Annotated in this window: 25 protein-coding genes and 1 riboswitch; of the genes, 23 read left to right on the top strand and 2 right to left on the bottom strand. The window is 40.7% G+C overall.

The features are described from left to right. The first annotated feature begins 94 nt into the window (after nucleotides 1-94). The 9 genes from NY10_RS12585 (at nucleotide 95) to NY10_RS05105 (ending at nucleotide 7,797) form a co-directional block, all read left to right on the top strand. Nucleotides 95-250, top strand: coding sequence for a hypothetical protein (locus tag NY10_RS12585; RefSeq protein ID WP_156413271.1), 156 nt, complete (start codon nucleotides 95-97; stop codon nucleotides 248-250). Nucleotides 251-508: 258 nt separating this feature from the next. After that, entirely contained in the window at nucleotides 509-1,672 is a 1,164-nt protein-coding gene (locus NY10_RS05140) for a GerMN domain-containing protein (protein ID WP_058918958.1), read from the top strand. Nucleotides 1,673-1,905: 233 nt separating this feature from the next. Then, nucleotides 1,906-3,054: an ABC transporter substrate-binding protein gene (locus NY10_RS05135; protein WP_058918957.1), complete on the top strand. Its 1,149-nt coding sequence runs from the start codon at nucleotides 1,906-1,908 to the stop codon at nucleotides 3,052-3,054. Between the two features lie 74 nt (nucleotides 3,055-3,128). Next, on the top strand, nucleotides 3,129-4,007 hold the full coding sequence (locus tag NY10_RS05130; RefSeq protein WP_058918956.1) for a branched-chain amino acid ABC transporter permease: 879 nt from the start codon (nucleotides 3,129-3,131) through the stop codon (nucleotides 4,005-4,007). A gap of 9 nt (nucleotides 4,008-4,016) precedes the next feature. Beyond that, nucleotides 4,017-4,991, top strand: coding sequence for a branched-chain amino acid ABC transporter permease (locus NY10_RS05125; RefSeq protein ID WP_058920246.1), 975 nt, complete (start codon nucleotides 4,017-4,019; stop codon nucleotides 4,989-4,991). Continuing rightward, nucleotides 4,988-5,761 (top strand): ABC transporter ATP-binding protein, encoded by a 774-nt coding sequence (locus NY10_RS05120; protein WP_058918955.1) that lies wholly within the window; start codon nucleotides 4,988-4,990, stop codon nucleotides 5,759-5,761. Before NY10_RS05125 ends, NY10_RS05120 begins: the two co-directional genes overlap by 4 nt. Before the next feature lie 2 nt (nucleotides 5,762-5,763). Then, nucleotides 5,764-6,468 carry an ABC transporter ATP-binding protein gene (locus NY10_RS05115; protein WP_058918954.1) on the top strand — a complete coding sequence of 235 codons (705 nt, stop codon included), beginning with the start codon at nucleotides 5,764-5,766 and terminating at the stop codon, nucleotides 6,466-6,468. A gap of 5 nt (nucleotides 6,469-6,473) precedes the next feature. Next, nucleotides 6,474-7,127 carry a CBS and ACT domain-containing protein gene (locus NY10_RS05110; protein WP_058918953.1) on the top strand — a complete coding sequence of 218 codons (654 nt, stop codon included), beginning with the start codon at nucleotides 6,474-6,476 and terminating at the stop codon, nucleotides 7,125-7,127. A gap of 286 nt (nucleotides 7,128-7,413) precedes the next feature. Continuing rightward, entirely contained in the window at nucleotides 7,414-7,797 is a 384-nt protein-coding gene (locus tag NY10_RS05105; protein ID WP_058918952.1) for a Rid family detoxifying hydrolase, read from the top strand. A 294-nt stretch (nucleotides 7,798-8,091) separates the two neighbouring features. On the opposite strand, the gene NY10_RS05100 is transcribed toward NY10_RS05105, so the two are convergent. Beyond that, on the bottom strand, nucleotides 8,092-9,045 hold the full coding sequence (locus NY10_RS05100; protein WP_058918951.1) for a Gfo/Idh/MocA family protein: 954 nt from the start codon (nucleotides 9,043-9,045) through the stop codon (nucleotides 8,092-8,094). A gap of 349 nt (nucleotides 9,046-9,394) precedes the next feature. On the opposite strand from NY10_RS05100, the gene NY10_RS05095 reads away from it, so the two are divergent. Further along, a complete protein-coding gene (locus NY10_RS05095) occupies nucleotides 9,395-9,925 on the top strand; it encodes a hypothetical protein (RefSeq protein ID WP_058918950.1) in 531 nt (176 codons plus the stop codon). A 46-nt stretch (nucleotides 9,926-9,971) separates the two neighbouring features. On the opposite strand, the gene NY10_RS05090 is transcribed toward NY10_RS05095, so the two are convergent. Then, on the bottom strand, nucleotides 9,972-10,985 hold the full coding sequence (locus NY10_RS05090; RefSeq protein WP_082664190.1) for a PTS sugar transporter subunit IIC: 1,014 nt from the start codon (nucleotides 10,983-10,985) through the stop codon (nucleotides 9,972-9,974). 144 nt (nucleotides 10,986-11,129) lie between these two features. Here NY10_RS05090 and NY10_RS05085 point away from each other — a divergent pair, with 144 nt between their 5' ends. From NY10_RS05085 to NY10_RS05025, 13 genes are all read left to right on the top strand, one after another. After that, nucleotides 11,130-11,936, top strand: coding sequence for a M15 family metallopeptidase (locus tag NY10_RS05085; protein ID WP_058918949.1), 807 nt, complete (start codon nucleotides 11,130-11,132; stop codon nucleotides 11,934-11,936). A gap of 50 nt (nucleotides 11,937-11,986) precedes the next feature. Further along, nucleotides 11,987-12,643, top strand: a complete 657-nt coding sequence (locus NY10_RS05080; protein ID WP_231726771.1) for a glycoside hydrolase family 73 protein — start codon at nucleotides 11,987-11,989, stop codon at nucleotides 12,641-12,643. A gap of 98 nt (nucleotides 12,644-12,741) precedes the next feature. Continuing rightward, complete coding sequence (locus NY10_RS05075; RefSeq protein ID WP_058918948.1) at nucleotides 12,742-13,452, top strand: beta/alpha barrel domain-containing protein; 711 nt, start codon at nucleotides 12,742-12,744, stop codon at nucleotides 13,450-13,452. Nucleotides 13,453-13,576: 124 nt separating this feature from the next. Beyond that, nucleotides 13,577-15,625 (top strand): penicillin-binding protein PBP4(5), encoded by a 2,049-nt coding sequence (gene pbp4 / locus NY10_RS05070; RefSeq protein ID WP_058918947.1) that lies wholly within the window; start codon nucleotides 13,577-13,579, stop codon nucleotides 15,623-15,625. Between the two features lie 105 nt (nucleotides 15,626-15,730). Continuing rightward, nucleotides 15,731-17,059, top strand: coding sequence for a hemolysin family protein (locus NY10_RS05065; RefSeq protein WP_058918946.1), 1,329 nt, complete (start codon nucleotides 15,731-15,733; stop codon nucleotides 17,057-17,059). Nucleotides 17,060-17,590: 531 nt separating this feature from the next. Next, a riboswitch (purine riboswitch) is annotated at nucleotides 17,591-17,689 on the top strand. Nucleotides 17,690-17,822: 133 nt separating this feature from the next. Then, nucleotides 17,823-18,410, top strand: coding sequence for a xanthine phosphoribosyltransferase (locus NY10_RS05060; RefSeq protein ID WP_058918945.1), 588 nt, complete (start codon nucleotides 17,823-17,825; stop codon nucleotides 18,408-18,410). 1 nt (nucleotide 18,411) lies between these two features. Further along, complete coding sequence (locus tag NY10_RS05055) at nucleotides 18,412-19,734, top strand: nucleobase:cation symporter-2 family protein (protein WP_058918944.1); 1,323 nt, start codon at nucleotides 18,412-18,414, stop codon at nucleotides 19,732-19,734. Nucleotides 19,735-19,908: 174 nt separating this feature from the next. Then, a complete protein-coding gene (locus NY10_RS05050) occupies nucleotides 19,909-20,493 on the top strand; it encodes a DUF2179 domain-containing protein (protein ID WP_058918943.1) in 585 nt (194 codons plus the stop codon). A gap of 83 nt (nucleotides 20,494-20,576) precedes the next feature. Further along, on the top strand, nucleotides 20,577-21,704 hold the full coding sequence (purK, locus tag NY10_RS05045; RefSeq protein ID WP_058918942.1) for a 5-(carboxyamino)imidazole ribonucleotide synthase: 1,128 nt from the start codon (nucleotides 20,577-20,579) through the stop codon (nucleotides 21,702-21,704). Nucleotides 21,705-21,720: 16 nt separating this feature from the next. Continuing rightward, complete coding sequence (purB, locus tag NY10_RS05040; RefSeq protein WP_058918941.1) at nucleotides 21,721-23,013, top strand: adenylosuccinate lyase; 1,293 nt, start codon at nucleotides 21,721-21,723, stop codon at nucleotides 23,011-23,013. An 84-nt stretch (nucleotides 23,014-23,097) separates the two neighbouring features. Continuing rightward, a complete protein-coding gene (locus NY10_RS05035) occupies nucleotides 23,098-24,003 on the top strand; it encodes a DMT family transporter (RefSeq protein WP_058918940.1) in 906 nt (301 codons plus the stop codon). Nucleotides 24,004-24,406: 403 nt separating this feature from the next. Continuing rightward, nucleotides 24,407-25,057: a GntR family transcriptional regulator gene (locus NY10_RS05030; RefSeq protein WP_058918939.1), complete on the top strand. Its 651-nt coding sequence runs from the start codon at nucleotides 24,407-24,409 to the stop codon at nucleotides 25,055-25,057. A 37-nt stretch (nucleotides 25,058-25,094) separates the two neighbouring features. Next, entirely contained in the window at nucleotides 25,095-26,033 is a 939-nt protein-coding gene (locus tag NY10_RS05025) for a nucleoside hydrolase (protein WP_058918938.1), read from the top strand. Nucleotides 26,034-26,068 lie beyond the last annotated feature (35 nt).

Raw genomic sequence — 26,068 nt, 5'->3', positions numbered from 1 at the left:
AAGATATCAAGCCAGACAGGAGCAACTGCTTTTCTATAACCATTTTTAGTCAGCAGGACAAATCAAAGGCGCGTCATTTTTTGGAGGGAAGCAGATGAAAAAGAAAAAAGGGTATTTGGTTTTTCAACTATTATCAGGTATTGTTTTTGGTTTAGCAATTATCGGATTATTCAATCAACAGATTGGAATCGGATACGGTTTATTAGCTTTAGGGTATATCTTGCTTAGAAGAGCAGACAAAATTGAATGATTTTATTCGTTCACAAGGAGATTAGAACATGTATGAAAAAATAAAAAAAATGATCCTCTTTAGCGTTTTTTTCTTATTATGTCTTTTTTTTGGATTTGCTTCGATTGGAATAGTAACATGGATTTTAAATTAAAAAGGATTGTAGAGTACGAAGATTAGGGCAAGCCGTTTTTTGAGATGATAATTTCACAATATTAGAAAACGCTTTCTGTTGATGGTATAATAAACTATATAGAATAGAAAGCGGGGGGATACAATATGAAAAAGTTCGGTTTCCTTTTTAGTTTATTCTTTTTAGCTCTTATCCTATCTTCTTGCCGTTTTTTTAATCAGGGTGAGCCAGACAGCGATTCTTCCATCAGTCAGTCAAGTTCTGAAGAAAGCAGGGTGAGTTCCAGTTCTGCAGAAAGCTCAGCAACGAGTTCGAGCCAAGAAGCTGCTTCTAGTTCTAGTTCAACAGCTGAAGAGCCGGAAAGTCTGACATTAGCTGCTTATTTTCCAGATACAGCCAATAAGCATTACATCTACGAAGGCGAAGGCAATGAATTTGCCAGTTACGATGTTTACACCGATTATGCTAAAGACAATCGGAAACAAATCAGAAAAAATAATGGCGGAACAGAAGAAGTAATGGTTATTGAATTAGAAAAAGACCAAATAAAGACTCGCTTGTCCCGCGGCGAAGCTTATTCGCGAGAAAATTGGCTTGACCAAGAACCGGGAGAAGAAGAGGGAACTGAAGTCCTGCTTAAAGCACCTTTAAAAGAAGGAACGACTTGGCCAGCAATAGGGGAACGGACACGGACGATCACGGGAATCAATGTTTCCGTTGAGACACCGATGGGGACTTATGAAACGGTAGAAGTGACCACTGAAGGAAGCGAAGACAAAGTAGTCGATTACTATGCACCGGATATAGGGCTGGTAAAAACCGTGTTTACGTCAGACGATTACAATGTGACATCCACATTGAGTCAGATTGAAACCGATGTGCCATTGATTCAAACGGTACGTTTCTATTATCCTAATGCTGATGGAGAGATGCTATCTTATGTGGATAAAGAATTAGCTTTCAAAACCAACGATGTTACTAAAAAAGCTATTGAATTGGCTTATAAAGAATCGCCGAATGAATCTGTTGGAAAAGTTCTATCAGACAATACCACCATTTTGAGTTTGTATTTGAATACCGACGGAAGAGTGTATGTCGACTTCTCTAAAGAATTGATTTCAGAAATGAATGCAGGATCTGCTTATGAAACGTTGATTTTGCAAAGCATCGTCAATACTATTGGCGGGTATTATTATATGAATGAAGTGTATCTAACGGTTGAAGGACAACCTTACAGCACAGGACATATTCAAAAAGAAGAAGGCGAATCCTTTACAGTAAATACCGAAAACAGCAGTGAATTGCAGTAAACGCAAACGAGAAGATGCAGCAGGGGAATTTACCTCATTTGCTGCATCTTTTTTTGCTGAAAAACAAATGAAATAAAGAAAACAGCTGCTATAAAAAAAAGATTCGGATTTCTATTGCTTAAATTGTCAGAATATTCTATACTATGAAGCACTAAGCTAATTCTTATCTTATTCTAATAAATGTATCATCCGTTATTAAGGATTGGAAAAGCGAAAAATAGGGGGAAATAAAAATGAAAAAATTAGTTGTTGGGCTAGCAGCGCTAGCAGTATTTGCCACAGCATGTGGTGCTCAAGGAAGTGCGGATGATTCAGATACCATTAAAATCGGCGGTAATTTTGAATTGACCGGTCCGGTTTCTGCTTATGGAACTGCAGAATCGAATGGAGCTAAGTTGGCGATCAAAGAAATCAATGAAGCCGGCGGTGTTTTGGATAAGCAATTAGACTATATTGAACTAGATAATAAATCAGATACAACAGAGTCGGCTAGTATCGCAACAAAATTAGCTACACAAGAAAAAGTCTCTGTTATCGTTGGACCGGCCACAAGTGGTACGACCAAAGCAGCAACACCAGCAGTAACCAGAGCGAAAGTGGCGATGATCACGCCTTCTGGTACAGATGATGGTTTGACATTAGACGATAATGGAAACGTTCAGCCTTATGTTTTCCGGACAGGTTTCCAAGACTCATTCCAAGGAGTAGCGTTAGCAGAATTTGCTACGACTCACTTAGATTCTAAAAAAGCTGTGATTATCGGAGACAGCTCAAGCGACTATGCAATCGGATTAACCAAATCGTTTAAAAATTCTTATACAGGCGAGATTGTGGCTGATGAAAATTTCACAGCTGATGATACAGACTTTAACGCGATTTTAACTCGAATCAAGGACAAAGATTTTGATGTTATCTATATGCCAGCCTATTATGAACAAGCCGGTTTGATCATTAAACAAGCCCGTGAAATGGGAATTGAACAGCCGATTTTAGGAGCAGATGGTTTTAGCAACCAAGCGCTGCTTGACTTAGCAGGCGAAGAGAATGTGTCAAACGTCTACTATTCAGCTCATTTCTCTTTGAATAACGAAGAAAAAAATATTCAAGACTTTATTAAAGCTTACACAGACGAATACAAAACAGCTCCAGATGCTTTTTCGGCGCTAGCTTATGATTCGGTCTACCTAGCGAAACAAGGAATTGAAGAAGCAGACAGCAGCGACCCAGAAGAAGTGGTCAAAGCTCTTGAAGCTATTACCGATTTCCAAGGGGTTACAGGTAATTTTGCCATTGATGAAAACCACAATCCGGTAAAATCAGTTTTCGTTATTGAATTACAAGATGGAAAAGAAGTTGGCGGAACGGAAGTAGCGCCTAAATAATAAATGAGTGTAAGAGAGGTGTGAAGCTGATCGTAGCGTTGCACCTCTTGAATTTGTCAGAAAAGGGGAGCCTTATGGAAAATTTTATTCAACAACTCATTAACGGCCTTTCATTAGGCAGCATTTATGCGTTGATCGCACTGGGGTATACGATGGTTTATGGCATCATCAAGCTGATCAACTTCGCCCATGGAGAAATTTATATGGTAGGGGCCTTTGTCGGTTATGCAACGATCAATATTCTCCACTTAGGATTGATTCCTTCGTTGATTATTTCGATGGTTGTTTGTGCAATATTAGGAGCCATCATTGAAAGGGTCGCTTACAAACCTTTACGGAAGGCAACGCGAGTAGCGGCCTTGATCACTGCTATCGGTGTTTCGTTTTTAGTGCAAAACAGCATGATTTACCTAGTAGGTCCGCAAGTCAGAGCCTTTCCGCAAGTAATCACTAAAAAAGTTTACAATTTAGGTTCGATTCAAGTCAATCAAACACAAATCACTATTTTTGCGACGACGATCGTTTTGATGCTGGCCCTTCAGTTTATTGTTAAACAAACGAAGATGGGAAAAGCGATGCGAGCAGTTAGTACAGACGCTGACGCTGCTCGCTTGATGGGGATAAATGTAGACAATGTCATTTCATTTACGTTTATTCTTGGATCAGCACTGGCTGGCGCAGCGGGCGTATTAGTCGGAATGTATTACAATTCGATCGATCCTATGATGGGCGTTGTTCCTGGACTGAAAGCTTTTATCGCAGCTGTTTTAGGCGGTATCGGCATTATTCCAGGTGCACTGCTTGGTGGATTTACGATCGGGATCATCGAAACGTTGATCAGCGGCTATGGCAGCTCGCTAGTTAAAGATGCTGTTGTGTATTTGATTTTGATTATTATTTTGATTGTAAAACCAACTGGATTATTAGGTAAGAATACGAAAGAGAAAGTGTAGGTGATAAAAATGAAGCAATTTAATAAAACAAATCTTGGCTGGCTCATTTTTATTGCAGTCGCCTTCCTTTTGATTCAATTTGGCGTTTCATTTGGCTTGATCGATGCTTTTTATGAGATCACCTTAATGACGATTTTGATCAATATCATTTTGGCAGCCGGATTAAACTTGATTATTGGATTCTCAGGTCAATTTTCGTTAGGGCATGCTGGGTTTATGGCGATCGGCGCTTATTGTACCGGCATTATGACGATCAAATTGCCAACACTTGTTGGGTTGTTTGCTGGTCTGTTATTGGGAATCATAGTGGCAAGTCTTGTAGCCTTAGTTGTTGGGATCCCAACACTTCGCTTAAAAGGAGATTATTTAGCTATTGCAACATTAGGGGTAGCGGAGATCATCCGTATCGCGATTTTGAATATGGGCAGTTTGACAAATGGAGCTGCTGGGTTAAGCGGGATTCCGTATTTGACCACTTGGCAACTGGCTTTCATTTTTGTGGTCGTGACGTTGGTCATCATCGTAAACTACATTAAAAGCAGTGCCGGACGTGCAACAGTTGCCATTCGCGAAGATGAGATTGCCGCGGAATCGATGGGGATCAACACAACAAAATTCAAAACCATTGCTTTTGTGATCGGTGCAGCAACAGCAGCTGTCGGTGGTGGACTGCACGCTTCTTATTTTAGTGTGATCCGTCCTGCCGACTTTACCTTTATGAAATCCATCGATATTTTGATCATCGTTGTATTTGGCGGATTGGGCAGTGTGACAGGGAGTGTCGTTGCCGCAATCGTTCTGGGAATCATTAATGTCTTTTTACAACCTTTTGGACAATTGCGTATGATTCTTTACTCGGTTGCCTTGATTGCGATCATGATTTTTAAGCCATCTGGTTTATTTGGAACAAAAGAATTTACCATTTCTGGCTTATTGAACCGCAAAAAGAAAGCATCTCCTAAGCAAAAGGAGGAACCAAAATGAGTTTATTGGAAGTAAAAAAATTAACTAAAAATTTTGGCGGATTAGCAGCAGTTTCAATGGTCTCTATGGAACTAGGGGACAATGAGTTAGTTGGCTTGATTGGACCAAATGGAGCAGGCAAGACGACCTTATTTAATTTATTGACGGGGGTCTATGAGCCGACTGAAGGCAGTATTGATTTAGCCATTAACGACAAACAAGAATCGTTGGTGGGCAAAAAAACGTATACCATTACCGATATGGGATTGGGAAGAACGTTTCAAAATATTCGGTTGTTTAAGGATTTGACCGTGTTGGACAATGTCTTGATCGCGATGCACGCTAAAAACAAAGTTGGAACAGTCGCTGCTTTATTTCGAACACCTGCTTTTTATGCTTCAGAACAAACCCTGAAAGCAGAAGCGATCAAGTTGTTGAAGATTTTCAACTTAGATACAAAAGTAAGCGAGTTGGCAAAAAACTTGCCTTACGGGGAACAAAGACGATTGGAGATCGTCAGAGCGTTGGCCACGAAACCGAAAATCTTGTTTTTAGATGAACCGGCTGCCGGAATGAACCCGCAAGAAACAGCTGACTTAACAGCTTTGATTCGTCAAATACAAAAAGATTTTAAGATCACCATTTTGTTGATTGAACACGATATGTCTTTAGTGATGAATGTGTGTGAACGAATTTACGTTTTGGAATATGGGCGGATGATCGCTCATGGAACTCCCAAAGAAATCAAAAATAATAAAGCGGTTATCAAAGCTTATTTAGGTGGTGATTAGGCATGTTGCAAGTAAAAAAACTGACAGTTCATTATGGAGTCATCCAAGCCACTAAAGAAGTGAGTTTTGAAGTCAACGAAGGGGAGATCGTTTCGTTGATCGGAGCTAATGGAGCTGGCAAATCAACGATTCTTAAAGCCCTTTCTGGATTGCATCGCCCAACTTCAGGAGAAATTCTTTATAAAGGACAACCGATCCAAAAAGAAACCACTAAAAAAATCGTTGAATTGGGTATTTCCCAAGTTCCCGAAGGCCGGCATGTTTTTGGCGGAATGAGTGTCTTAGAAAATTTGGAGATGGGCGCGTATTTGCGTAAAGATAAAAGCGAGATCCAGAAAGATTTGAAAATGGTGTTTGACCGTTTCCCGGTTTTAGGAGAACGCAAAAAGCAGGATACAGCTACTTTGTCAGGCGGCGAACAGCAAATGGTAGCGATGGGGCGTGCATTGATGTCGCGTCCGAAATTATTGCTGCTGGATGAGCCTTCAATGGGTTTGGCGCCGATTTTCATCAAAGAAATTTTTAACATCATTAAAATGATCAATGAACAAGGAACAACGATTTTGCTAATTGAACAAAATGCTAAAGTAGCCTTGGAAATAGCCCATAAAGGCTATGTTTTAGAAACTGGAAAAGTCGTTCAATCGGGTACTGGACAAGAGTTGTTAGCCAGTGATGAGGTTCAAAAAGCGTACTTAGGAGGGTAAAAAGGATGGATGTACAAAATTATATGACTTCGGAAGTGGTAACAGTTCCTGAAGATATGAAAGTTCTTGAAGCACTCGATATTATGAAAGAGCACAATTTTCATCGCTTGCCGGTTGTCAGAGATGGCCGGATGGTTGGATTGGTGACGGAAGAGATCGTTCAAGAAAACTCTCCATCAACAGCGACCAGCTTAAGCATTCATGAGATGAACTATCTGCTGACAAAAACGACTGTTGGCGACATCATGCAGACCAAAGTAACCACGATCGGAGCGGCTGATTTGCTTGAAGAAGCCGCAGAGAAGATGTTGGAAGAAGAAGTCGGAGTTTTGCCAGTTGTGGAAGACAAAGATAAGATCATCGGAATCATCACCGACAAGGACCTTTTTAGAGCCTTTATCGACGTCATGGGGTACAACAATAAAGGCAGCCGGATCGTCATTGATATTCCGGAAGACCACCCTGGTATCCTGGAAGACATTACCAATATTTTGGCCGAAGCAAAAGTCAGCATCAATCAAATCGCTGTTTACCGCAACGAGGATGTTACGCAAATCGTCTTGCAGATGGACAGCTCTAATACATCAGAGATCAAAGAAGTTTTAACGCGAGAAGGCTATACGGTCAGTTCAGCAACTTCTAAAGAACGAAAAGAATAGCAGGCAGATAGCCGGATACTTTCATTTTAATTAAGCATGAAATGAATGTATTCGGTTATTTTGTTAATACCTCTTATCATATCAGCCAAAGTCTGCTATGATGAATCTACATAGCACTTATTTAAAACGTATTTATCTGGGCAGCTTAAGAAGTAGAGGGCTTTTCAGTCTTTGTCGTTTTGCACATACCCAATTGGGCTAGTATTTATCAGAAATCAATGAACCACTCATTGGTTTTTGATACATGCTATAGCATAATAATTTACTACATAATGGAGGTATTCAAATGTTAGAAACGATTTATACAGAAAATGCACCAAAACCTATTGGTCCATACGCACAAGCCATTAAAGTCGGAGAGTTTGTTTATCCTGCAGGCCAAATCGGTGCAGATCCAGCAACAGGTCAACTAGTGGAAGGCAGTATTAAAGAGCAAGCAAAACAAGCTTTGTTAAACTTGTCTGCGGTATTAGAAGAAGCGGGTTCATCGTTAGATCAAGTGGTCAAGACAACTTGTTATTTGTCTACAATGGAAAATTTCCAAGAATTTAACGAAGCTTTCGGCGAACAATTTGCTGGCCACGAACCAGCTCGAACTTGTTTTGCGGTCCAAGAACTTCCTTTAAAAGCTCTTTGCGAAATCGAAGTTGTTGCTGTTGTAAAAAAATAACGGAGTGTGTAAAAAAGCGTTTAGACCCGAATCTTCTACCTCGCATACCGTATCCCTAAGCAGCTAAAGCTGCAAGGGCTAAGGCAACTGGAACGAATAAGCGCAGTATGGTCGTAGACCATCGAGCATTATATAGGAGCACTGTAGGCTAGCGCCTAAGTGTATCATGTCTGTACGTAGCTAAAGCTACAACAGCCATGACAAAGTGGACGTCGTGTCTGCTTTTTGAAGCACGTTCAAAAGTAAAAAAAGATTTTCTCTTAAAGAGAAAATCTTTTTTTGTTTAGTTGGCGATTAGTTGTTCCATTTTTCTCTCAGCGTATCCATGATTTCCATCACGTCATGTGTTAATTCAATAGAACTGTTATCTGTTTTTGTGCGAATCATTTCATTCATATGAGCAATCTCATAATTCAATGCTTGCAGCGTATCGCCCGCTTGAATTTTTTCGACAGTGCCGTCTGGATGAGTCAAAGTAGCTTCATCTGCTCTTGGGAAGTCAAGAACTGTTAGATAGCCATTTTCAAAAGCGACGATGCCTTGTTTTGGCATTTTAGCCCGGAAAGTAAAGGCTACAGTCGCTAATTCATCGTCAGCATTTTTCATGATAACATTCGCTTGTTCATCTACGCCTGTTTCAAAAAAATTCATTGTGGTTAAAATTTCTTTCGGCTGGCTTGATAAGAAGAAACGTGCGAAAGATAAAGCGTACGTTCCGATATCCAATAAAGCACCACCCGCTATTTCTTTATTGAAGAAACGATTTGTTGGATCAGCTTCTTTTAAACTGCCGAATGACACTTGGATCATTTTTAATTTGCCAAGTGAACCGGAAGCCATGATGTTTTTAAGTTTTTTGTACAACGGCATATGATAAATGGTCATCGCCTCTGCTAAAATCAATCCTTTTTCTTTGGCCAAAGCCATACCCGCTTCTAATTCGTGGTTATCTACCGTAATGGCTTTCTCACAAAGAACGTGCTTGCCGTGTTCCAAACTTTTTAGAATAAGATCTGCGTGATGGCTGTGAGGGGTTGCGATGTACACTACATCTACCTCTGGATCAGCAATCAATTCATCATAGCTGCCATAAGCTTTTTCAATACCGTGTTTTTCAGCAAATTCAGCGGCTTTCTCGATAGATCTTGAACCAGCTGCATAAAGTTTGGCATCTTCTGATGCGAACGTTGTCGCAAAACTAGAAGCGATATTTCCTAGACCTAAAATACCCCAGTTTAATGGTTTCATAATTTTCCTCCTCAATAAATTGCGTTTGTTTGGTAACTAAACCTTTCCTACTCCACTATTGTAGCAATGCCTTACTGTGAACACAATGGAAACCCTCGCAAGGTACCAAAACCGTTAAGGCTTTCTGGGAATTTGTAGTGCTAGGTTATAATTGGATGGGAAAAACGAAAGGGATTGCGTATATTATTTAGTACATAAGAAAGCAATAAAATTGCCTCTTATATAAAGTTACCGAGAGTAGTTAGTCATAAAATGTTAAGGCTTACAGTTGGCGTTTACACGTAAAGAGTGTAAAATAGAAGTAGCACTTATTCTTTTTATTATTCAATAGCAGAAAGGAGTTTTTATGATGCATGATGCACTTGTCCAAATCGTTTTGTATGCCATCAAAGAACAATATGTCAGTGAAAAAGCCTTTTATTCAACCCAATTGGAAATCACGCCGCAGAGTTGGGACCGTTGGAAAAAAGACGAGCAAGGTTTGAAACCTAAGAATATGCAAATCATTGCTAATCTATTTACCGATTATGAGTGGATGTTGGTTCAAAAAGTGATGAGAAACGCAACGTTTTTCCCAGAAGTTGAAGCCAATCCCGTTGCGGAGTATTTGAATATCAAATTTCATGTGGCTAAAAAATGGGTGAATAGTGGGTCAGCTGAATTAGCTTTCCAGAATGAAAATGCTGAAGAACGGGAAGATTACCACCGGAAATCGACGAGCACAGTGTTGCGTATTGAGATGAATTATGATTTCTGGAGTTACAAAGACCGGATCGAACTTCGTTTGCCAGGTATTATCCAGCAGCAAATAAAAACCGAAAAACAAGATCTGCTCGAATGGTTCAAAGAAAATATCGAAGAAACGTATAAAGTAGAATAAATCAAAAACGCTATCTAGAAGGAATTCTTAGATAGCGTTTTTTAAGTTAAAGGATTATTTTTAAATCACCGGGTTTTAAGACGCCCAGCTGAATCAATAAAGGTTTGCACAACAGGCTCAATAAAGCGGGAACAAGCAACACGACCAACAGATACAATAGGGTAGCGGTGAATCCTTGTGAAGCCGCAATAGCAAACGGTGCAACCAAAGCACATAAACCCATGCCGGCTATCTCTGCGGAAGCGGTCAAGCCAAAAACCAACACGCCGATTGGTGCTAAAATAGTGCCCATTAGTAAAGGAAACAGGGCGACTTTAGGGTTTCGGATCACATTAGCGGTTTGTAATTTCGGTGTGATGATGAGTTGGCCTAAGAAATTGCCCGCATCATTTTCTTTCAAACTTAAAAAAGCAAAAACCGTAAATTGGACGCTGCACCCGATCAACGCGGCTGCACCTGCTGCGCCGTCTAATTGTAAGGCTAAAGCAATGGCTGCTGAAGAAGCTGGCGATAAAATCAAAATTCCGAAAATTAAGCCCAATACCATAGAAGACAATAGAGGGAAACCATCTACCGAAGAAGTAATCAGCAGGGAAACTTGGGTCAACAAGTAACTGATCGGCTGCGCCAATAGGTACCCAATCAATCCTCCAATCAAGACACTGCAAAATGGGATAAGGACCATATTAAATGGTGTCTTATTAAATAAAAATTTGCCCACTAGCAAAGCAGCGCCGATCGCGACCAAAGCCCCTACAGGTTCGCCGCTTTTTAATGAAACAGCTCCGTCGACGATCGTATAAGCTCGTCCGCCAATGACACCTGCTGCAACAGCACTTAGCATAGACAAGATATCCACTTTCAAATAATACGCAATTCCGATACCCAATCCAGGTATCATCAATGTTTTCGTGACAGCCCCGATCGTTACAAGAGCGATTGATCCTGTTAGTTCTCCAATGGTTTGAAGCAGCAGCCCAATACCTAAAGTCACGACGATGGCGGCGGCAATTCCTTGAGAAACTTTGTACAAGTTCTCCGTAATATTCTTTCTTTTCACTTTTTGTCCCTCCAAATGAAACAATTTTTTGTGACCATGATAGTTATTAATGGTATTATAGGTTATGGAAAATAAAAGTGCACACTTTTCTAAAAAGCCAAGGCTCTTTTTTCGCAAACTTTGAACAGATTGGGGCTTTACAACATGTATAAAAAACTTTCAGTGTTTCTTGTATCTTTAGGTTTATTAGGAGGATGCAGTGTAGCCAATGGCATTGTAACAGACACCACTCAAAAAATCACCACTACCCTATCGGCTTCCAGATCATCTTCTGAAAAGACACTAACACCTGAAGAAGAGCAGCAACTAAAAGAAGAAAAAGAACATCAGGCGATGCTGGATGAGCTGCCAGAAGTTTCAACAACTGACTGGAATTTAGATTTAGTGAATAACTGGACGCCAATCGACCAAGATATCACTATTCCACTAACCACATTGCCAAACGGATATATGATCGATGAACGAATGAAAGACGCTTATGACGATTGGATGTCGGCCGCTTCTGAAGCCGGTTCTGAAATCGTGTTGGTTTCCAGCTTTCGCTCAGTAGACTTGCAGCAAACGAATTACGACAGCAGCATTCAACGGTATATTGACCAAGGTCATTCTGCAGAAGAAGCTAAAAAAATGACTGAAGATTATATTGCCATTCCTGGAGGCAGCGAACACCATACAGGTCTAGCAATCGATATTGTAGACGCTGATTGGTTGAGTACGGGTAAAGGTTTGATTCCTGAATACGATACTCAAGAGTCGCAACACTGGTTAGTCGATACAATGGCTGATTATGGTTTTGTTTTGCGGTTTCCACAAGGAAAAGAAGATGAAACCGGTATTGAATACGAATCTTGGCATTTTCGCTATGTAGGCGTTGATAATGCCCGCTATATGGAAAAATATCAATTGACACTCGAAGAATACATTCATTTATTAGAAGAAGCAGGCAAATAACTTTAGTTAAATAAGGAATGAAAGCAAGAGGACTAGAAAGGCGGAGTAATGTGGCATCAAAAAAACAAAAAAAGCAGTACCCGAAGAAATATCCGATGAAGAAAAATGTTAAAAAACCGTTTCAATTGTCGCCTAGTTATATTCTGTTCAGCCTATTCTTGATTGTGTTCATTTTTTTCGGCACGCTGGTTTTTTTAAGCGCCCGTAACTCATCTTCTTCCACTAATGGTTCTTCTGATTCCGGTAGCGAGAAACAACAGTTCATTGTACAAACAGCAGAATACGCTCAAACATTAAAAGAAGAATATGGGGTTTTGCCAAGCATCAGTGTAGCACAAGCGATTCTGGAATCGGATTGGGGCAGAAGCGAGTTGTCTGTAAAAAACAATAATTTTTATGGCATCAAGGGCAGCAACCCAGACCAGACAGTGATGATGAATACCAAAGAATTTGTAGACGGCAAGTGGATCGAGATCGAAGCTCCATTTAGAAAATACGCTAGCTGGCAAGAATCCATGGACGATCACGCTAAATTATTTGCTAATGGAACAACTTGGAATCCAGATCAATACGCTAGTGTTTTAGCTGCTGCTGATTATAAAGAAGCTGCTTACGCTTTAGAAACAAGCGGATATGCAACCGATCCGGATTATCCTGTAAAGCTGATTCGGCTAATTGAAGAGTTTGATTTACATCAGTATGATTGACCAATCATACTGATTTATTTTTGTTCAAAGCCTAGCTAAGCTTACGAAAATTCGGTAAACTATCACTAGAGGAATTCAAATCACAAGGGGGCAAGAAAATGAGCGAATCAACCAAAAAAAATATACCTAAAATCACAACGGATTTAAGAAGAGATTATGTGGCTGTACCAGAAGTGATCCGAAAAGCGAGTGGAATCGTCATTAATGGAAAGCGGTTTAGATCTCTGATATTTACAACAGATATCGCGATTATTATGAACAATGATGCAGATGCAGTTATTGCGGTATACCCGTTTACACCACATCCAGCAATCATCAACGGCATTACGACTGTTGCCAGCATGCCCGTTTTAGCAGGTGTGGGCGGAGGGTTGACGCATGGTCACCGTTCTTCCAATATCGCGTTATTCGCAGAAGCTCATGGGTGTATTGGGGTTGTATTGAATGCTCCTACGCCGGTTGATACCATTAGAGAAGTCAATGAAACGGTCGATGTTCCTATCATTTGGACAGTGGTTTCAGAGTTCACAGATATTCAAGAAAAATTAGACGCAGGGGTCGATATCATAAATATCAGCGGAGCAGCCAATACCGCTCATATTGTCCGAGAAATTCGAAAACATTACCCCGAGCTGCCCATTATTGCGACTGGCGGACCAACGGAAGAGAGCATTCTTGAAACGATTGAAGCAGGTGCAAATGCGATTACATATACACCACCAAGCAACGGTCAATTATTTAGTAAAAAAATGAAAAAATACCGCCATCAAGAAGAAGATGCTTACGACGAAGAACACAAAGGCAAGTAGCAGACCAATTGTTTAAGCATCTTGATTCATATCACCGTAACCAACATAAGTCAGCAGCTGAAAAAAACGGTTTACCGTCTATTCAGCTGCTGAGTAAATTTGTTTCATTAAAAGGAGGACTAACATGAACACGAACACCGCAAAACGCAATCAGAAGAATACTCGATTTTGGGTAATCATCATCGCTGTCGTACTTGTTGCAGCCGTAATTGGCGGAGGGACTGGTTATTATTTCTGGGCTAAAAACCGTGATGAAAAAGCTGCACAAGCGACAGTCGCTGCTTACGTTGCTGCTGTAGAAAAGCAAGACTATTCGGCAGTGAGTCAAATGGTTTCAGAATCTTCTCTAAAAGACATCAATTACACTAAAGAAGCTATGGTAGAACGTTACGAAACGGTCTATGGAGGAGTCGGAGCAGCGAATTTGACGGTAAAAGACTTGAAAGTAGCTTTAAATGATGCCAAAGACCAGTATGCTATTTCTTATACGGTTCAAATGGAAACGTCATTGGGACAATTAGACGATCAGGATTTTGCCACGACTATGAGCAAAGTAGAGGGAGACTATCAATTAGATTGGACCACGCAATTGATTTTTCCAGATTTGGAACCCAATGACAAAATACGCTTAACAACTTCAGCTGGCGAACGAGGCGATATTTTAGCCGCAGATGGTACACCGCTTGCCACAGAAGGACAAGTATGGGAAGCCGGCATGCATCCTGTAGCTTTAGGAGAAGGCGAAGAAAAAACAGCTCAGTTGAAAAAAATCAGTGAAACATTCGATGTGCCAGTCGAACAGCTGGAAACCAGTTTGGCTGCAGAATGGGTGACCACAGATAGTTTTGTGCCGTTCAAAGTAATCAGCGACAATGACACGCCTGAACTTGCAGGAGTTCTTTACCAAGAAAAATCGATGCGGAATTACCCGCTAAATGAAGCAACAGCACACTTGATCGGCTATGTTGGCGCGGTTTCGGCAGAAGATATTGAAAAAGATCAGACCCTTCAAGAAGGCGATACGGTCGGAAAATCAGGATTGGAAGCTACTTTCGATAAACGATTGCGTGGCCAAAAAGGCGGACGAATCGTGATCAATGATGAAAGCGATACGCTGAAAAAAGTTATGCAGGAATCCGAAGTAGAGAATGGGGAAGACATCACGTTAACGCTGAATGCAGACCTCCAACAAGCGGCGTTTGATCAATTAGAGGGAGAAAGCGGCTCAGCTGTTTTTCTCGACCCAATAGATGGCAGTCTATTAGCGCTCGTGAGCACTCCTTCTTATGATGCTAACTTGATGACGGCTGGTATCAGTTCTGAAGAATACCAAGCCTATGCTGACGATCCGGCTAGTCCTTTCTTAGCCCGTTATGCAGCTGGATATGCACCTGGCTCTACCTTTAAAGTCATCACCGGCGCCATTGGTTTAGATGCTGGCATCACTATGCCAGAAAAAACACATGAAATCGATGGGCTGCAATGGCAAAAAGATTCGTCTTGGGGCGATCATTTCGTAACGCGCGTTAGTGCTACACCAGTAGTGAACTTAGAAGATGCGCTGGTTTATTCCGACAATATTTATTTTGCCCAAGAAGCATTGGAAATGGGACAGAAAACGTATGAAGCCGGCTTAGCGAAATTTATTTTTGGCGAAGAGCTGAACTTGCCGATCGCTATGAATGAAGCGCAAATATCTAATGACGGCAAATTGGCATCAGATGTTTTATTAGCAGACACTGCTTATGGACAAGGACAATTGTTAATGAATCCGATCCAACAAGCCGTTTCGTATACGCCTTTTGCAAATGAAGGAAAACTGGTTTACCCTAAATTAACGGCTGATCAATCAACGGCCGAACCTAAAGAAGCGATAACCGCTGAAGCTGCTCAAATCATTAAAGACGATTTGATCCAAGTAGTGGAAAATGCGAATGGAACAGCCCACAGTTTAGCTTCTATCAACCAGAGCATTGCAGCTAAAACAGGTACTGCCGAAACAATAGAAGGCCAAACAGCAGAAGATGAAGCAGAGACCAATGGCTTCTTATTGACTTTTGATGCAGAAAACAGCAGCTATTTAATGGTCGCGATGATCGAAGGAAAATCCAGCGGAGACGTTACTAAAGCAATGAAACCAGTTTTAGAACAAATGGACACATTGCTTCCTTAAATATCCCTATTACAAGACGACAAGATGGGCAGATTGCTATCGGATTCAAATTATGGTATCTTTTATTAATTGAAAAACACACTATTTAGAAGGAGACAACGCTTTATGAATTCAGACCCCGACAGTCAGTCGATGTTAGGACAGATTTTACTCATAGTTGCTTTAACAGCAATCAACGCATTTTTCGCATCTGCAGAAATGGCTTTTGTATCTTTAAACCAAGGGAAAGTAAGAGAAAAAGCCGCACAAGGCGACAAAAAATCCATTAATATTTTGAATCTGCTATCTGATTCGGATAATTTTTTAGCAACGATTCAAGTAGCCATCACGTTAGCTGGATTTATTTCAAGTGCCTCGGCCGCTACTAGTTTTGCTACTCGTTTAGAACCTTATTTAACAGCCGTACCAGGGGGAAAACAGTTAGCTGTGGTAGTCGTAACTATCATTTTGTCTTACATTACTTTGGTATTTGGCGAGTTGTATCCTAAACAAATCGCTTTGCAAAAAGCGGAAGAAGTAGCAGGCTTTACTGCTGGTACGATTCGAGTCGTTCAAGTAATTGCGACCCCTTTTGTAAAGCTGCTTTCATTATCGACTAATTTATTGAAAAAAATAACACCGATCGATTTCTCGAAAAAAGAAGAAAAAATGACTCGTGACGAATTCCGTTCGTATTTGGAAAACAGTCAAAAAGAAGGAGCCATTGATATTGAACAATTTTCGATGTTAAAAGGTGTTTTGTCGATGGATACAAAAATGGCTAGAGAGATCATGGTGCCTCGAACAGATACGTATATGATCGACTATGAGGATGGGAATGAACGAAACATCCCTTTACTATTGGATTGCACATATTCGCGTGTGCCCGTTTATAAATCAGATAAAGACAATATCATTGGAATCATCCATGTAAAGAACCTATTGAAAGCTTCCAGACATACAGCATTAGCTGAGATCGACCTCAAAGAGTTGTTGAATCCTCCGCTCTATGTGCCGGAAACGATTTTTATGGATGATCTGCTGTATGAATTAAAACGGACGCGCAATCAAATGGCGATTTTGAATGATGAGTATGGCGGTGTAGTCGGAGTGGCTACGCTTGAAGACTTATTGGAAGAAATCGTTGGCGATATTGATGATGAATACGATGAAACCTATAATATGATTGAACAGCTCACCGAAGATCGTTACTTGGTGGACGGTTCTACACCTCTTTCAAAATTCAACGAGTTTTTTGAAACAGAAATCGAATCCAATGACGTAGACTCGATTGCCGGCTTTTTCATTATGGAATACGGCAGTATCCCTAACGTAGCAGAAAAAGCAGTGGTTAATTATGCAGATTATATTTTTACTTCAAATCAAATTGAAGGTTCCAGATTGGTGAACCTTTTCGTTGAACGGATCAATAAAGACGAAACCATCGAAGCTTAAATTTAAAATGATCTGGCAAAAAAAACTGATACAGTTCTTTTTTGCCAGATTTTTTAGATTCTATCATTTTTTAGTACTTTTCAGAAGAAATAAAGAATTAGAACGTTCCGATTCTATTATAGGGTTTTGCGTACCTTAAGTCGAGTCTTACCGTGCAGTTAAGGCCCGCATTCTGGTTTTGCGTACCTTAAGCTCAGTCTCATTGTACAGTTAAGGTCCGTATCCTAGTTTTGCGTACCTTAAGACTGCTTTTCCATCCTTCATATGGCACACAACCGTGTTTAGTACTAACCTGATCGGACCTTTTCGGCCGCAGCCGAAAAGACCCTTTTTAAAAGATGCTCATCTATAGATAGGATCAGTTTATTCGTTTTTAACGCAATCCTAGTAAATAAAATGAATATATTCTATGATCTTGAATTTTTTTGCTAAAAGCGAACATTGCATCATTTAATAATATTAAAGTTCATGTTACTTAAGAATTAGATTAGAATTCGATGAAGATGATTGACGATTTCAAAGGAAAAGCGTATATTCTTAATTACAACAACTTATATAATGCCAAAATATGGTTGGCAAGTTTCTACCCAGTACCGTAAATGCTGGACTATAAGTAGGGAAAACAAACAATTTGAATGTCTTTTATTCAATGGTCTTTTTTTCTTTGCTTAGGAACGGATAAGCGAAGAAAAAAGACCATTTTTCTTTTGCTGTGAAGTTCCGAGAAAATATAAAGAATGCTGAAAAAGGAAGGTTGGATAAAATGAAATTATTGGAAGAACGTATTTTAAAAGATGGAACTGTCTTAGGAAAAGATGTATTAAAAGTAGACAACTTTTTAAACCACCAAATCGATCCGGTATTGATGCAAGAACTGGGCAATGCTTTTGCTGATTATTTTGCAGATCGAAACATCACCAAAATTTTAACGGTGGAAACATCTGGAATTGCTCCAGCCGTTTTTGCTGGTCTGGCTTTAGGAGTGCCGGTCGTTTTTGCGCGTAAGCACAAAAGTTTGACACTGACAGACAATTTATATTGTGCCAGCGTTTATTCTTTTACTAAAAACACAACAAATGAAATTGCGATTTCAAAAAACTTTTTATCTTCTGAAGACCACGTTCTTTTGATCGATGATTTCTTAGCTAATGGGCAAGCAGCTACAGGCTTGATCGATATTTGCCAACAAGCCGAAGCTTCGATCGCCGGTATCGGCATCGTGATTGAAAAATCTTTCCAAAGAGGGCGTCAAGAACTCGAAGCTCAAGGATTTGATATTCTTTCTTTAGCACGAATACGTGCTTTTGAAAATGGAATTGTTCAATTTGTCGAAGAAGAGGGGAGCCGTTAAGATGTTAACAAATGGGAAAGCCGCAGCTTTAGGCTTACAGCATGTATTGGCAATGTATGCAGGTGCCGTTTTAGTGCCGCTGTTGATTGGTGGAGCTCTAGGATTCAACTCTGAACAAATGACGTATTTGGTTTCAATTGATATCTTTATGTGTGGTGTGGCTACGTTGCTGCAATTATTTGTTAACCGTTACTTTGGCATTGGCTTACCCGTTGTTTTAGGGTGTGCTATGCAAGCTGTATCGCCATTGATTTTGATAGGTTCCACTGATGGCATTGGCGCGATGTACGGCTCCATCATTGCTTCAGGAATCTTCATTCTTTTATTCGCAGGTGTCTTTTCTAAAATCAAACGCTTCTTTCCGCCAGTTGTGACAGGTACTGTCATCACGGTGATCGGGTTGACTTTGATCCCAGTTGGAATTGAAAAAATGGGCGGAGGCTCCAGATTAGCCGCTGACTTTGGGTCGATGCGTTATTTATTTTTAGCTTTTCTGACGATCGCTATCATTCTGGGAGTGCAATTGTTTGCTAAAGGCTTTATTCGCTCTTTAGCGATCATTGTCGGCTTGATCAGCGGAACAGCTGTTGCTGCTATCATGGGAATGGTCAGCCTTTCTCCTGTTGCTGCCGCTTCTTGGTTTCATGTACCGCAACCCTTTTATTTTGGAGCACCTGTTTTTGAATGGTCTTCTATTTTAACAATGATTTTGATTGCCCTAGTCAGCATGGTTGAGTCGACCGGTGTTTATTTTGCGCTAGGAGAGGTAACCGATAAAAAAATCGAAGAAGACGATTTAAAGCGCGGGTATCGTGCAGAAGGATTGGCGATCATTTTAGGCGGTATATTCAATACTTTCCCTTACACTGCTTTTTCACAGAACGTCGGCTTAGTGCAAATGTCAGGAATCCGGACACGTAAACCGATTTACTATGCGGCTGGTTTTTTGATGGTACTCGGGTTGGTACCTAAAATCGGCGCTTTCGCTACCATTATTCCTGAGCCTGTGTTAGGAGGCGCCATGATGGTTCTTTTCGGAATGGTAGCCACTCAAGGAATGAAAATGTTAGGCCGTGTTGATTTAAACCAAGATGGAAACTTGATGATCGTAGCTGTCTCGCTTGGTCTAGGATTAGGCGTTACGGTTATACCAGAATTGTTTTCCGCTCTGCCGGCAGCAGTTCAAACCTTTACTGGAAACGGAGTGGTGGTTGCCAGTCTCACAGCCATTATCTTAAATATTGTTGTTCACCGCGGACATGAAGAAACTGTCGCTGAACTTCAAAAAGCTCCAACGAAAACGAATGTGCAAGAAGCTCTCTAAACGAGTTTAAGCGGAAGAAGCCAGGACCGGTTCATGAAATGGTCCTGGCTTTTTTTGTTTAATCAACAGTCAGAATATTGAGCAAGGTTTTTCTTGCTATTTGCATAAAGTTTGTTAGGCTTATAGGGAAATAAATTATTCACTACACTCAACACTGAAGGGGTCTTTTTATAAATGGAAACGAATATAGGGTTTTTAGCGTTAATTTTTGTCATCAATTTAGCTTATGTTGCACTGAACACGATTCGTTTTATGTTGACTATGAAGGGGTATCGACTGGTGGCTCCGCTTGTTTCGATGGTTGAGATCACGATTTATGTGGTGGGTCTAGGCTTAGTGCTTGATCGTTTGGACAACTTTTGGAATATTGCTGCTTACGCTATAGGATATGGCGTAGGAATCGCGGTCGGAATTCGAATCGAAGAATACTTAGCACTCGGCTACATTATGGTGACGGCAATTGTACCGGATATCAAAAGCGATATTCCTGAAAAATTGCGTCATCTTGGATATGGAGTCACCACAAGTTTTGCTTTTGGCCGAGAAGGCGACCGGTTAGTCTTAGAGATTTTGACCACTCGGAAATCAGAACGCAAATTATACAAACAAATCAATGAAATCGAACCAAAGACATTTGTTATTTCGTATGAACCGAAGTACATCAATGGCGGATTTTGGACCAAAAAAGTAAAAAAACGAAAAATTGCTTTAAAAAAATGGAGCGAAGCACAAAACACAGCAGAAAGCGAAAAAGAATAGGAAGGCTGGACCATGACAGATACCGCATTTACTGCTAAACTAGAATGAAGAAGAGAAAAAATAAATCGTATTAGAAAGTAGTGATGATCTTGCCTCATTTAATCGTTCCTGGAAAAACTATCGGTATTATTGGCGGCGGACAATTAGGCCGCATGATGACTCTGGCAGCCAAGCAGCTGGGGTATCGCGTCGGTGTGCTAGATCCTGAAGCGGATTGTCCGACAGCACAAGTAGCGGATTGGCAAATTGTCGCCAAGTACGATGATCAAGAAGCACTGATGGATTTAGCCATGAAGTGTGATGTCTTAACTTATGAGTTTGAAAACGTAGATGCAGATATGATCGATAATATAGAAAAAACAGTCTCAGTCCCTCAAGGCAGCGAACTGTTATCGATCACTCAAGATCGTTTATTAGAAAAAGCTTACTTAGAAATGAACAACATTAATTTAGCTCCTTATGCTACGATCATCAGTTTGCAAGATATCGAAGAAGCCGTTGCTTCGATCGGTTTTCCATGCGTCTTGAAATCGATCCGCGGCAGTTCTGAAGGAAAAGGCCAGTACGTTCTTTATAGCGAAGACAATATAGCAGAATGCGAAGAGCTATTGAGATTTGGAACCTGTGTCTTAGAGGCTTGGATTCCTTTTGAACGAGAATTGTCGGTCATGATCATCCGAAACGAAGCGGGAGAAGTAGCTACATTTCCAGTAACTGAAAACATTTACCGCCGAAATATCTTGCATCAAAGTATCGTACCGGCCCGCATTCAAGATGAAGTAGCGGAAGAAGCCGTTCGGATCGCTGCAACGATTGCTGAGAGCCTGAATTTAGTGGGTTCATTAGGAGTGGAATTGTTTTTGACTTCGTCAGGAGCACTATACGTCAATGAGCTAGTGCCTAGACCGAACAATGCAGGACTCTACAGCATTGAAGCTTGTTCTATATCGCAATTCGAAGCTCATATCCGAACCATTTGCGGATGGCCTTTGCCAGAAATTGAATTGCATTCTAAAGCAGTGATAACCAATATTTTAGGTGAACACTTAGAAGGTGCAAAATTGCAGATTCAACTAAAACCTGATTGGCATTTTCATTATTATGGTAAAAAAGGAACCGTTAAGGGCCAAAAAATGGGACATATCACAGTTTTGACGGATGATATTGAAAAAACTTTAGCCACTATCAATGATACCGGCGTATGGGGATAGAAAGAGGGAAAAGAGCATGATCGAACGGTATACGAGACCTGAAATGGGAAAACTATGGACAGATGAAAATCGTTACAACACCTGGTTAGAAGTCGAGATTTTAGCTGCCGAAGCGTGGGCTGAGTTAGGCGAGATCCCAAAAGAAGAAGCAAAGAAAATTCGTGACCATGCAAGCTTTGATACCAAACGTATTTTAGAAATCGAAGCAGAAACGAGACACGATGTCGTAGCGTTTACGCGGGCTGTCTCTGAATCTCTGGGCGAAGAACGCAAATGGGTCCACTATGGATTGACCAGTACCGATGTTGTTGATACGGCATATGGGTATCAATTAAAACAAGTCAATGAAGTGCTGCGGCGGGATTTAACGAACTTTTTGGATATTCTGGGGGAAAAAGCTAAAGCTTACAAGTACACGGTAATGATGGGAAGAACGCATGGTGTACATGCTGAGCCGACCACATTTGGGCTCAAACTAGCTCTTTGGTATTCAGAAATGAAACGCAACATCGAACGTTTTGAACATGCGGCTGAAGGAATTGAAGCCGGGAAAATCAGTGGAGCGGTTGGAACGTTCGCCAACATACCGCCTTTTGTCGAAAAATACGTTTGTGAACAATTAGGAATTCGACCGCAGGAGATCTCAACCCAAATCTTGCCGCGCGATTTACATGCTGAATACGTCGCGACTCTGGCTTTGATTGCCACAAGCATTGAAAAATTTGCGACTGAGATCCGCAGCCTGCAAAAATCAGAAACTCGGGAAGTCGAAGAGTATTTTGCAAAAGGTCAAAAAGGCTCTTCAGCTATGCCGCACAAACGCAATCCCATTGGCTCGGAAAATGTGACCGGACTAGCACGGGTGATTCGCGGGCACATGCTGACAGCGTATGACAATGTCGTCTTATGGCACGAACGCGATATTTCGCATTCTTCAGCTGAACGAATCATTTTGCCGGACACAACGATTTTATTGGATTACATCTTGAATCGTTTTGGTCAGTTGATTCAGAATCTAACGGTGTTTCCTGAAAATATGAGACGCAATATGGATGCGACTTACGGCTTGATCTACAGCCAACGTGTGCTGTTGAAACTGATCGATAAAGGATTGAGCCGTGAACAAGCGTATGACTTGGTGCAGCCTAAAACCGCTGTTTCATGGGAAAGCCATATCCCGTTTCGTGATTTGTTAGAAGGCGACAGCGAAATCATGTCTAAATTAACGTTGGAAGATTTAGACGATGCATTCGATTACCGCTACCATTTAAAAAACGTGGATGAATTATTTGAACGAGTAGGACTTTAAAAAAATGCAACCGATGGCGTAGGGACCCACCCATAAGGGAACCTATGCCATTTTCTTCTATCAAAAATCAAGGGGGCTTTAAGGATGGGGAAAGCAAAATTAAAAGTGATAGCAGCCATGCTGATATTTGGAACAATCAGTTTATTCGTTAAAAATATCGCATTGGCATCGAGTGAAATAGCCTTGTATCGGGGGATACTGGGAAGTTTATTTTTATTGATGGTTTTGCTGATCAAGCGAGACAAAGTACCTTGGCCGCGTTTAAAGGAAAACAGAGTTCCGTTGCTGCTTTCTGGAGCAGCTATTGGTTTTAATTGGATATTGTTGTTTGAAGCGTATAAATACACTACCGTTTCCAACGCTACTTTAAGCTATTATTTCGCGCCGGTATTCGTTATGCTGGCTTCGCCTTTTATCTTCAAAGAAAAACTGACCGCAGTAAGAGTCGGCTGTATCCTGCTGGCTATGGTTGGGATGTATTTGATCGTCGGCAGAGGCACGGTAGGCGGAGAAGGGTTCAAGCATCCGCTTGGTATTTTGTATGGCATCGGAGCAGCGGCTTTTTATGCCTGTGTAGTGATTCTGAACAAGTTTTTGAAAGGTCTATCCGGCTTGGAAAGTACGATGTTCCAATTAATGATCGCTTCTTTAGTTTTAGCACCGTACATATTTATAACCGAAGGCTTTGATGTACTGGCTATTCCAAAAGTTTCTTTGCCCTATCTTTTGGTTTTAGGAGTCGTCCATACTGGTGTAGCTTATGTATTGTATTTTTCAGCCATGCAAGAACTGAAAAGCCAGACGATTGCAACGTTAAGCTATATTGATCCAATTTCAGCTGTCTTGGTTTCAGCATTATTCTTAAATGAAAACCTAACTCCTATTCAGCTGATTGGCGGGATCTTTATTTTAGGGTCTACTTTTATCAGTGAAAGCGGTCTGTTAGAACGAGACGGCATTAAAGTAAACCGTAAAGTAAAAAGCGAATGAGTCTAATAAGCATCCATTGAAAAATGGATTTCTTTTTTTTATTTTCAATCGATTGTTAGAAAACATAGTTTGGTAATAAAGACAAAAAAATTGAATTAGGCGTTTAAAACAAAAGTAAATATCGGTTAAAACGAACTATTGTTAGTTAGTAAAGTAAATATGTTCGTTTTTAGGGTTGACAGAAAGACAACTACTTGATAGAATAAGAGCGTATTGATAGGGGAGTAAACGGAACAAAGTCCGTAATTTCAACTTCAGCGACGTTTTGGATTTTGGGAAGTTCGAGGCGGGGTTAAGCAGGTTCAAACTTGAAGAAGGCTTGCAAAGAATCTATAATCAAATAGAGCCAAAAAAGTTCAAAAATGTGAACAAAAGGTCTTAATGAAAAAAAGTGGGTGAAAAAATGCCGAAACCAAAAAATTTAGAGGAAACAGCGTATCGTTACATAAAAAACCAAATCCATGCAAGACAATGGCTGCCGCAAACACATATTACCGAACAAAAATTATCCAAAGAATTAGCCATCAGCCGTACGCCTGTCCGGTATGCTTTTCAACGCTTGCAAGCAGAGGGGTATTTAGAGATCGAGCCGCATAAAGGCGCACGGATCAAAGAACAACCAATCGATTCACGGGGCATCCAAGAACGGTTAGAATTTATTGAATTGTTTTTAGTAAATTATTTTCATTATTTACAAATCAAAGAACTAAGTATCCAAAATAACGGAATCGAAGAAATCTTAGCTGAGTTGTTGGCTGTTGCAGATGGGACGGAAAAAGAGTACATAAAACAAGAAACCCGCTTTATCCATCAATTGCTGACGTTGAGCAAAAATCGATTCTCTGCATCGCTTGTGATGGACACCATCCGAGAATTGCAGCTGCAAGAAGACCATGATTACCGGGATTTAATGTACAAAAACCGAGAAGTTAAAAATAGACTATACCAAAAGATCGTGCTTTATTTAACAGCAGGAGAGTACGCATTAGCTAGAAAAGAAACACGGATCCTAATCAATCAATTAACGTTAAGTGTTATTCACGGCATGCAATAAACCAAGCGACTATCAGATGAAAAGAGGCTATTAAACAATGAAGAAAAAAGTTTATTTAAATCATGACGGCGGAGTAGACGATTTGGTATCGCTCTTCTTGCTTTTGCAAATGAAAGAGGTTGAGTTGATCGGTGTAGGCGTTATACCGGCAGATTGCTATTTAGAACCGGCTGTCTCAGCTAGCCGAAAAATCATCGACCGCTTTGGACACGGCGTCGCTATCGAAGTGGCGTCATCCAATTCACGCGGGAAAAATCCTTTTCCAAAAGAGTGGCGGATGCACGCATTTACCGTAGACGCTTTGCCGCTTTTAAACGAATTTGGTCCAGCAAAAACCAAAGAAGCGTCGCTTCCAGCACATGAACACCTGATTGAAACATTGCGTTCAAGTGAGGAACTTGTGACCTTAGTGTTTATTGGCCCATTAACCGATTTAGCACGAGCATTGGAATTGGCGCCAGATATCGAAGGGAAAATCGAAAAACTAGCTTGGATGGGCGGCACATTCTTAGACAAAGGCAACGTTGAGGAACCTGAGCACGATGGAACAGCGGAATGGAACGCTTTTTGGGATCCCGAAGCTGCTAAGACGGTTTGGGACAGCAACATTGAAATCGATTTGGTAGCTTTAGAAAGCACAAATATGGTGCCGTTGACAATTGACACGCGGGAAACGTGGGCGCGTCAAAGAACCAATATTGGAGTCGATTTTTTAGGACAAAGCTATGCCATTGTGCCGCCGTTAGTCCATGTTCATACCAATTCAACTTATTTCTTGTGGGACGTATTGACCACTGCTACTGTTGGAAAAGCGGATTTGGTCAAGCACAAAGTTGTCAAATCAATCGTTCATTCATCTGGTGTCAGCCAAGGAAAAACAGAAGAATCTGAACACGGACGTCCGGTCAATCTGGTTTATGAAGTCGATCGTAATGCCTTTTTCGATTACATCACCGATTTAGCTAAACAGCACTAAATGAGTATTATTAAAAGAATGAGTTTAAGAGTGAT

The sequence above is a fragment of the Carnobacterium sp. CP1 genome (assembly GCF_001483965.1).
Classification (GTDB): Bacteria; Bacillota; Bacilli; order Lactobacillales; family Carnobacteriaceae; genus Carnobacterium_A; species Carnobacterium_A antarcticum.
The sequence above is the reverse complement of the archived record's forward strand: the minus strand, read 5'-3'. Positions and strand labels throughout refer to the sequence as shown.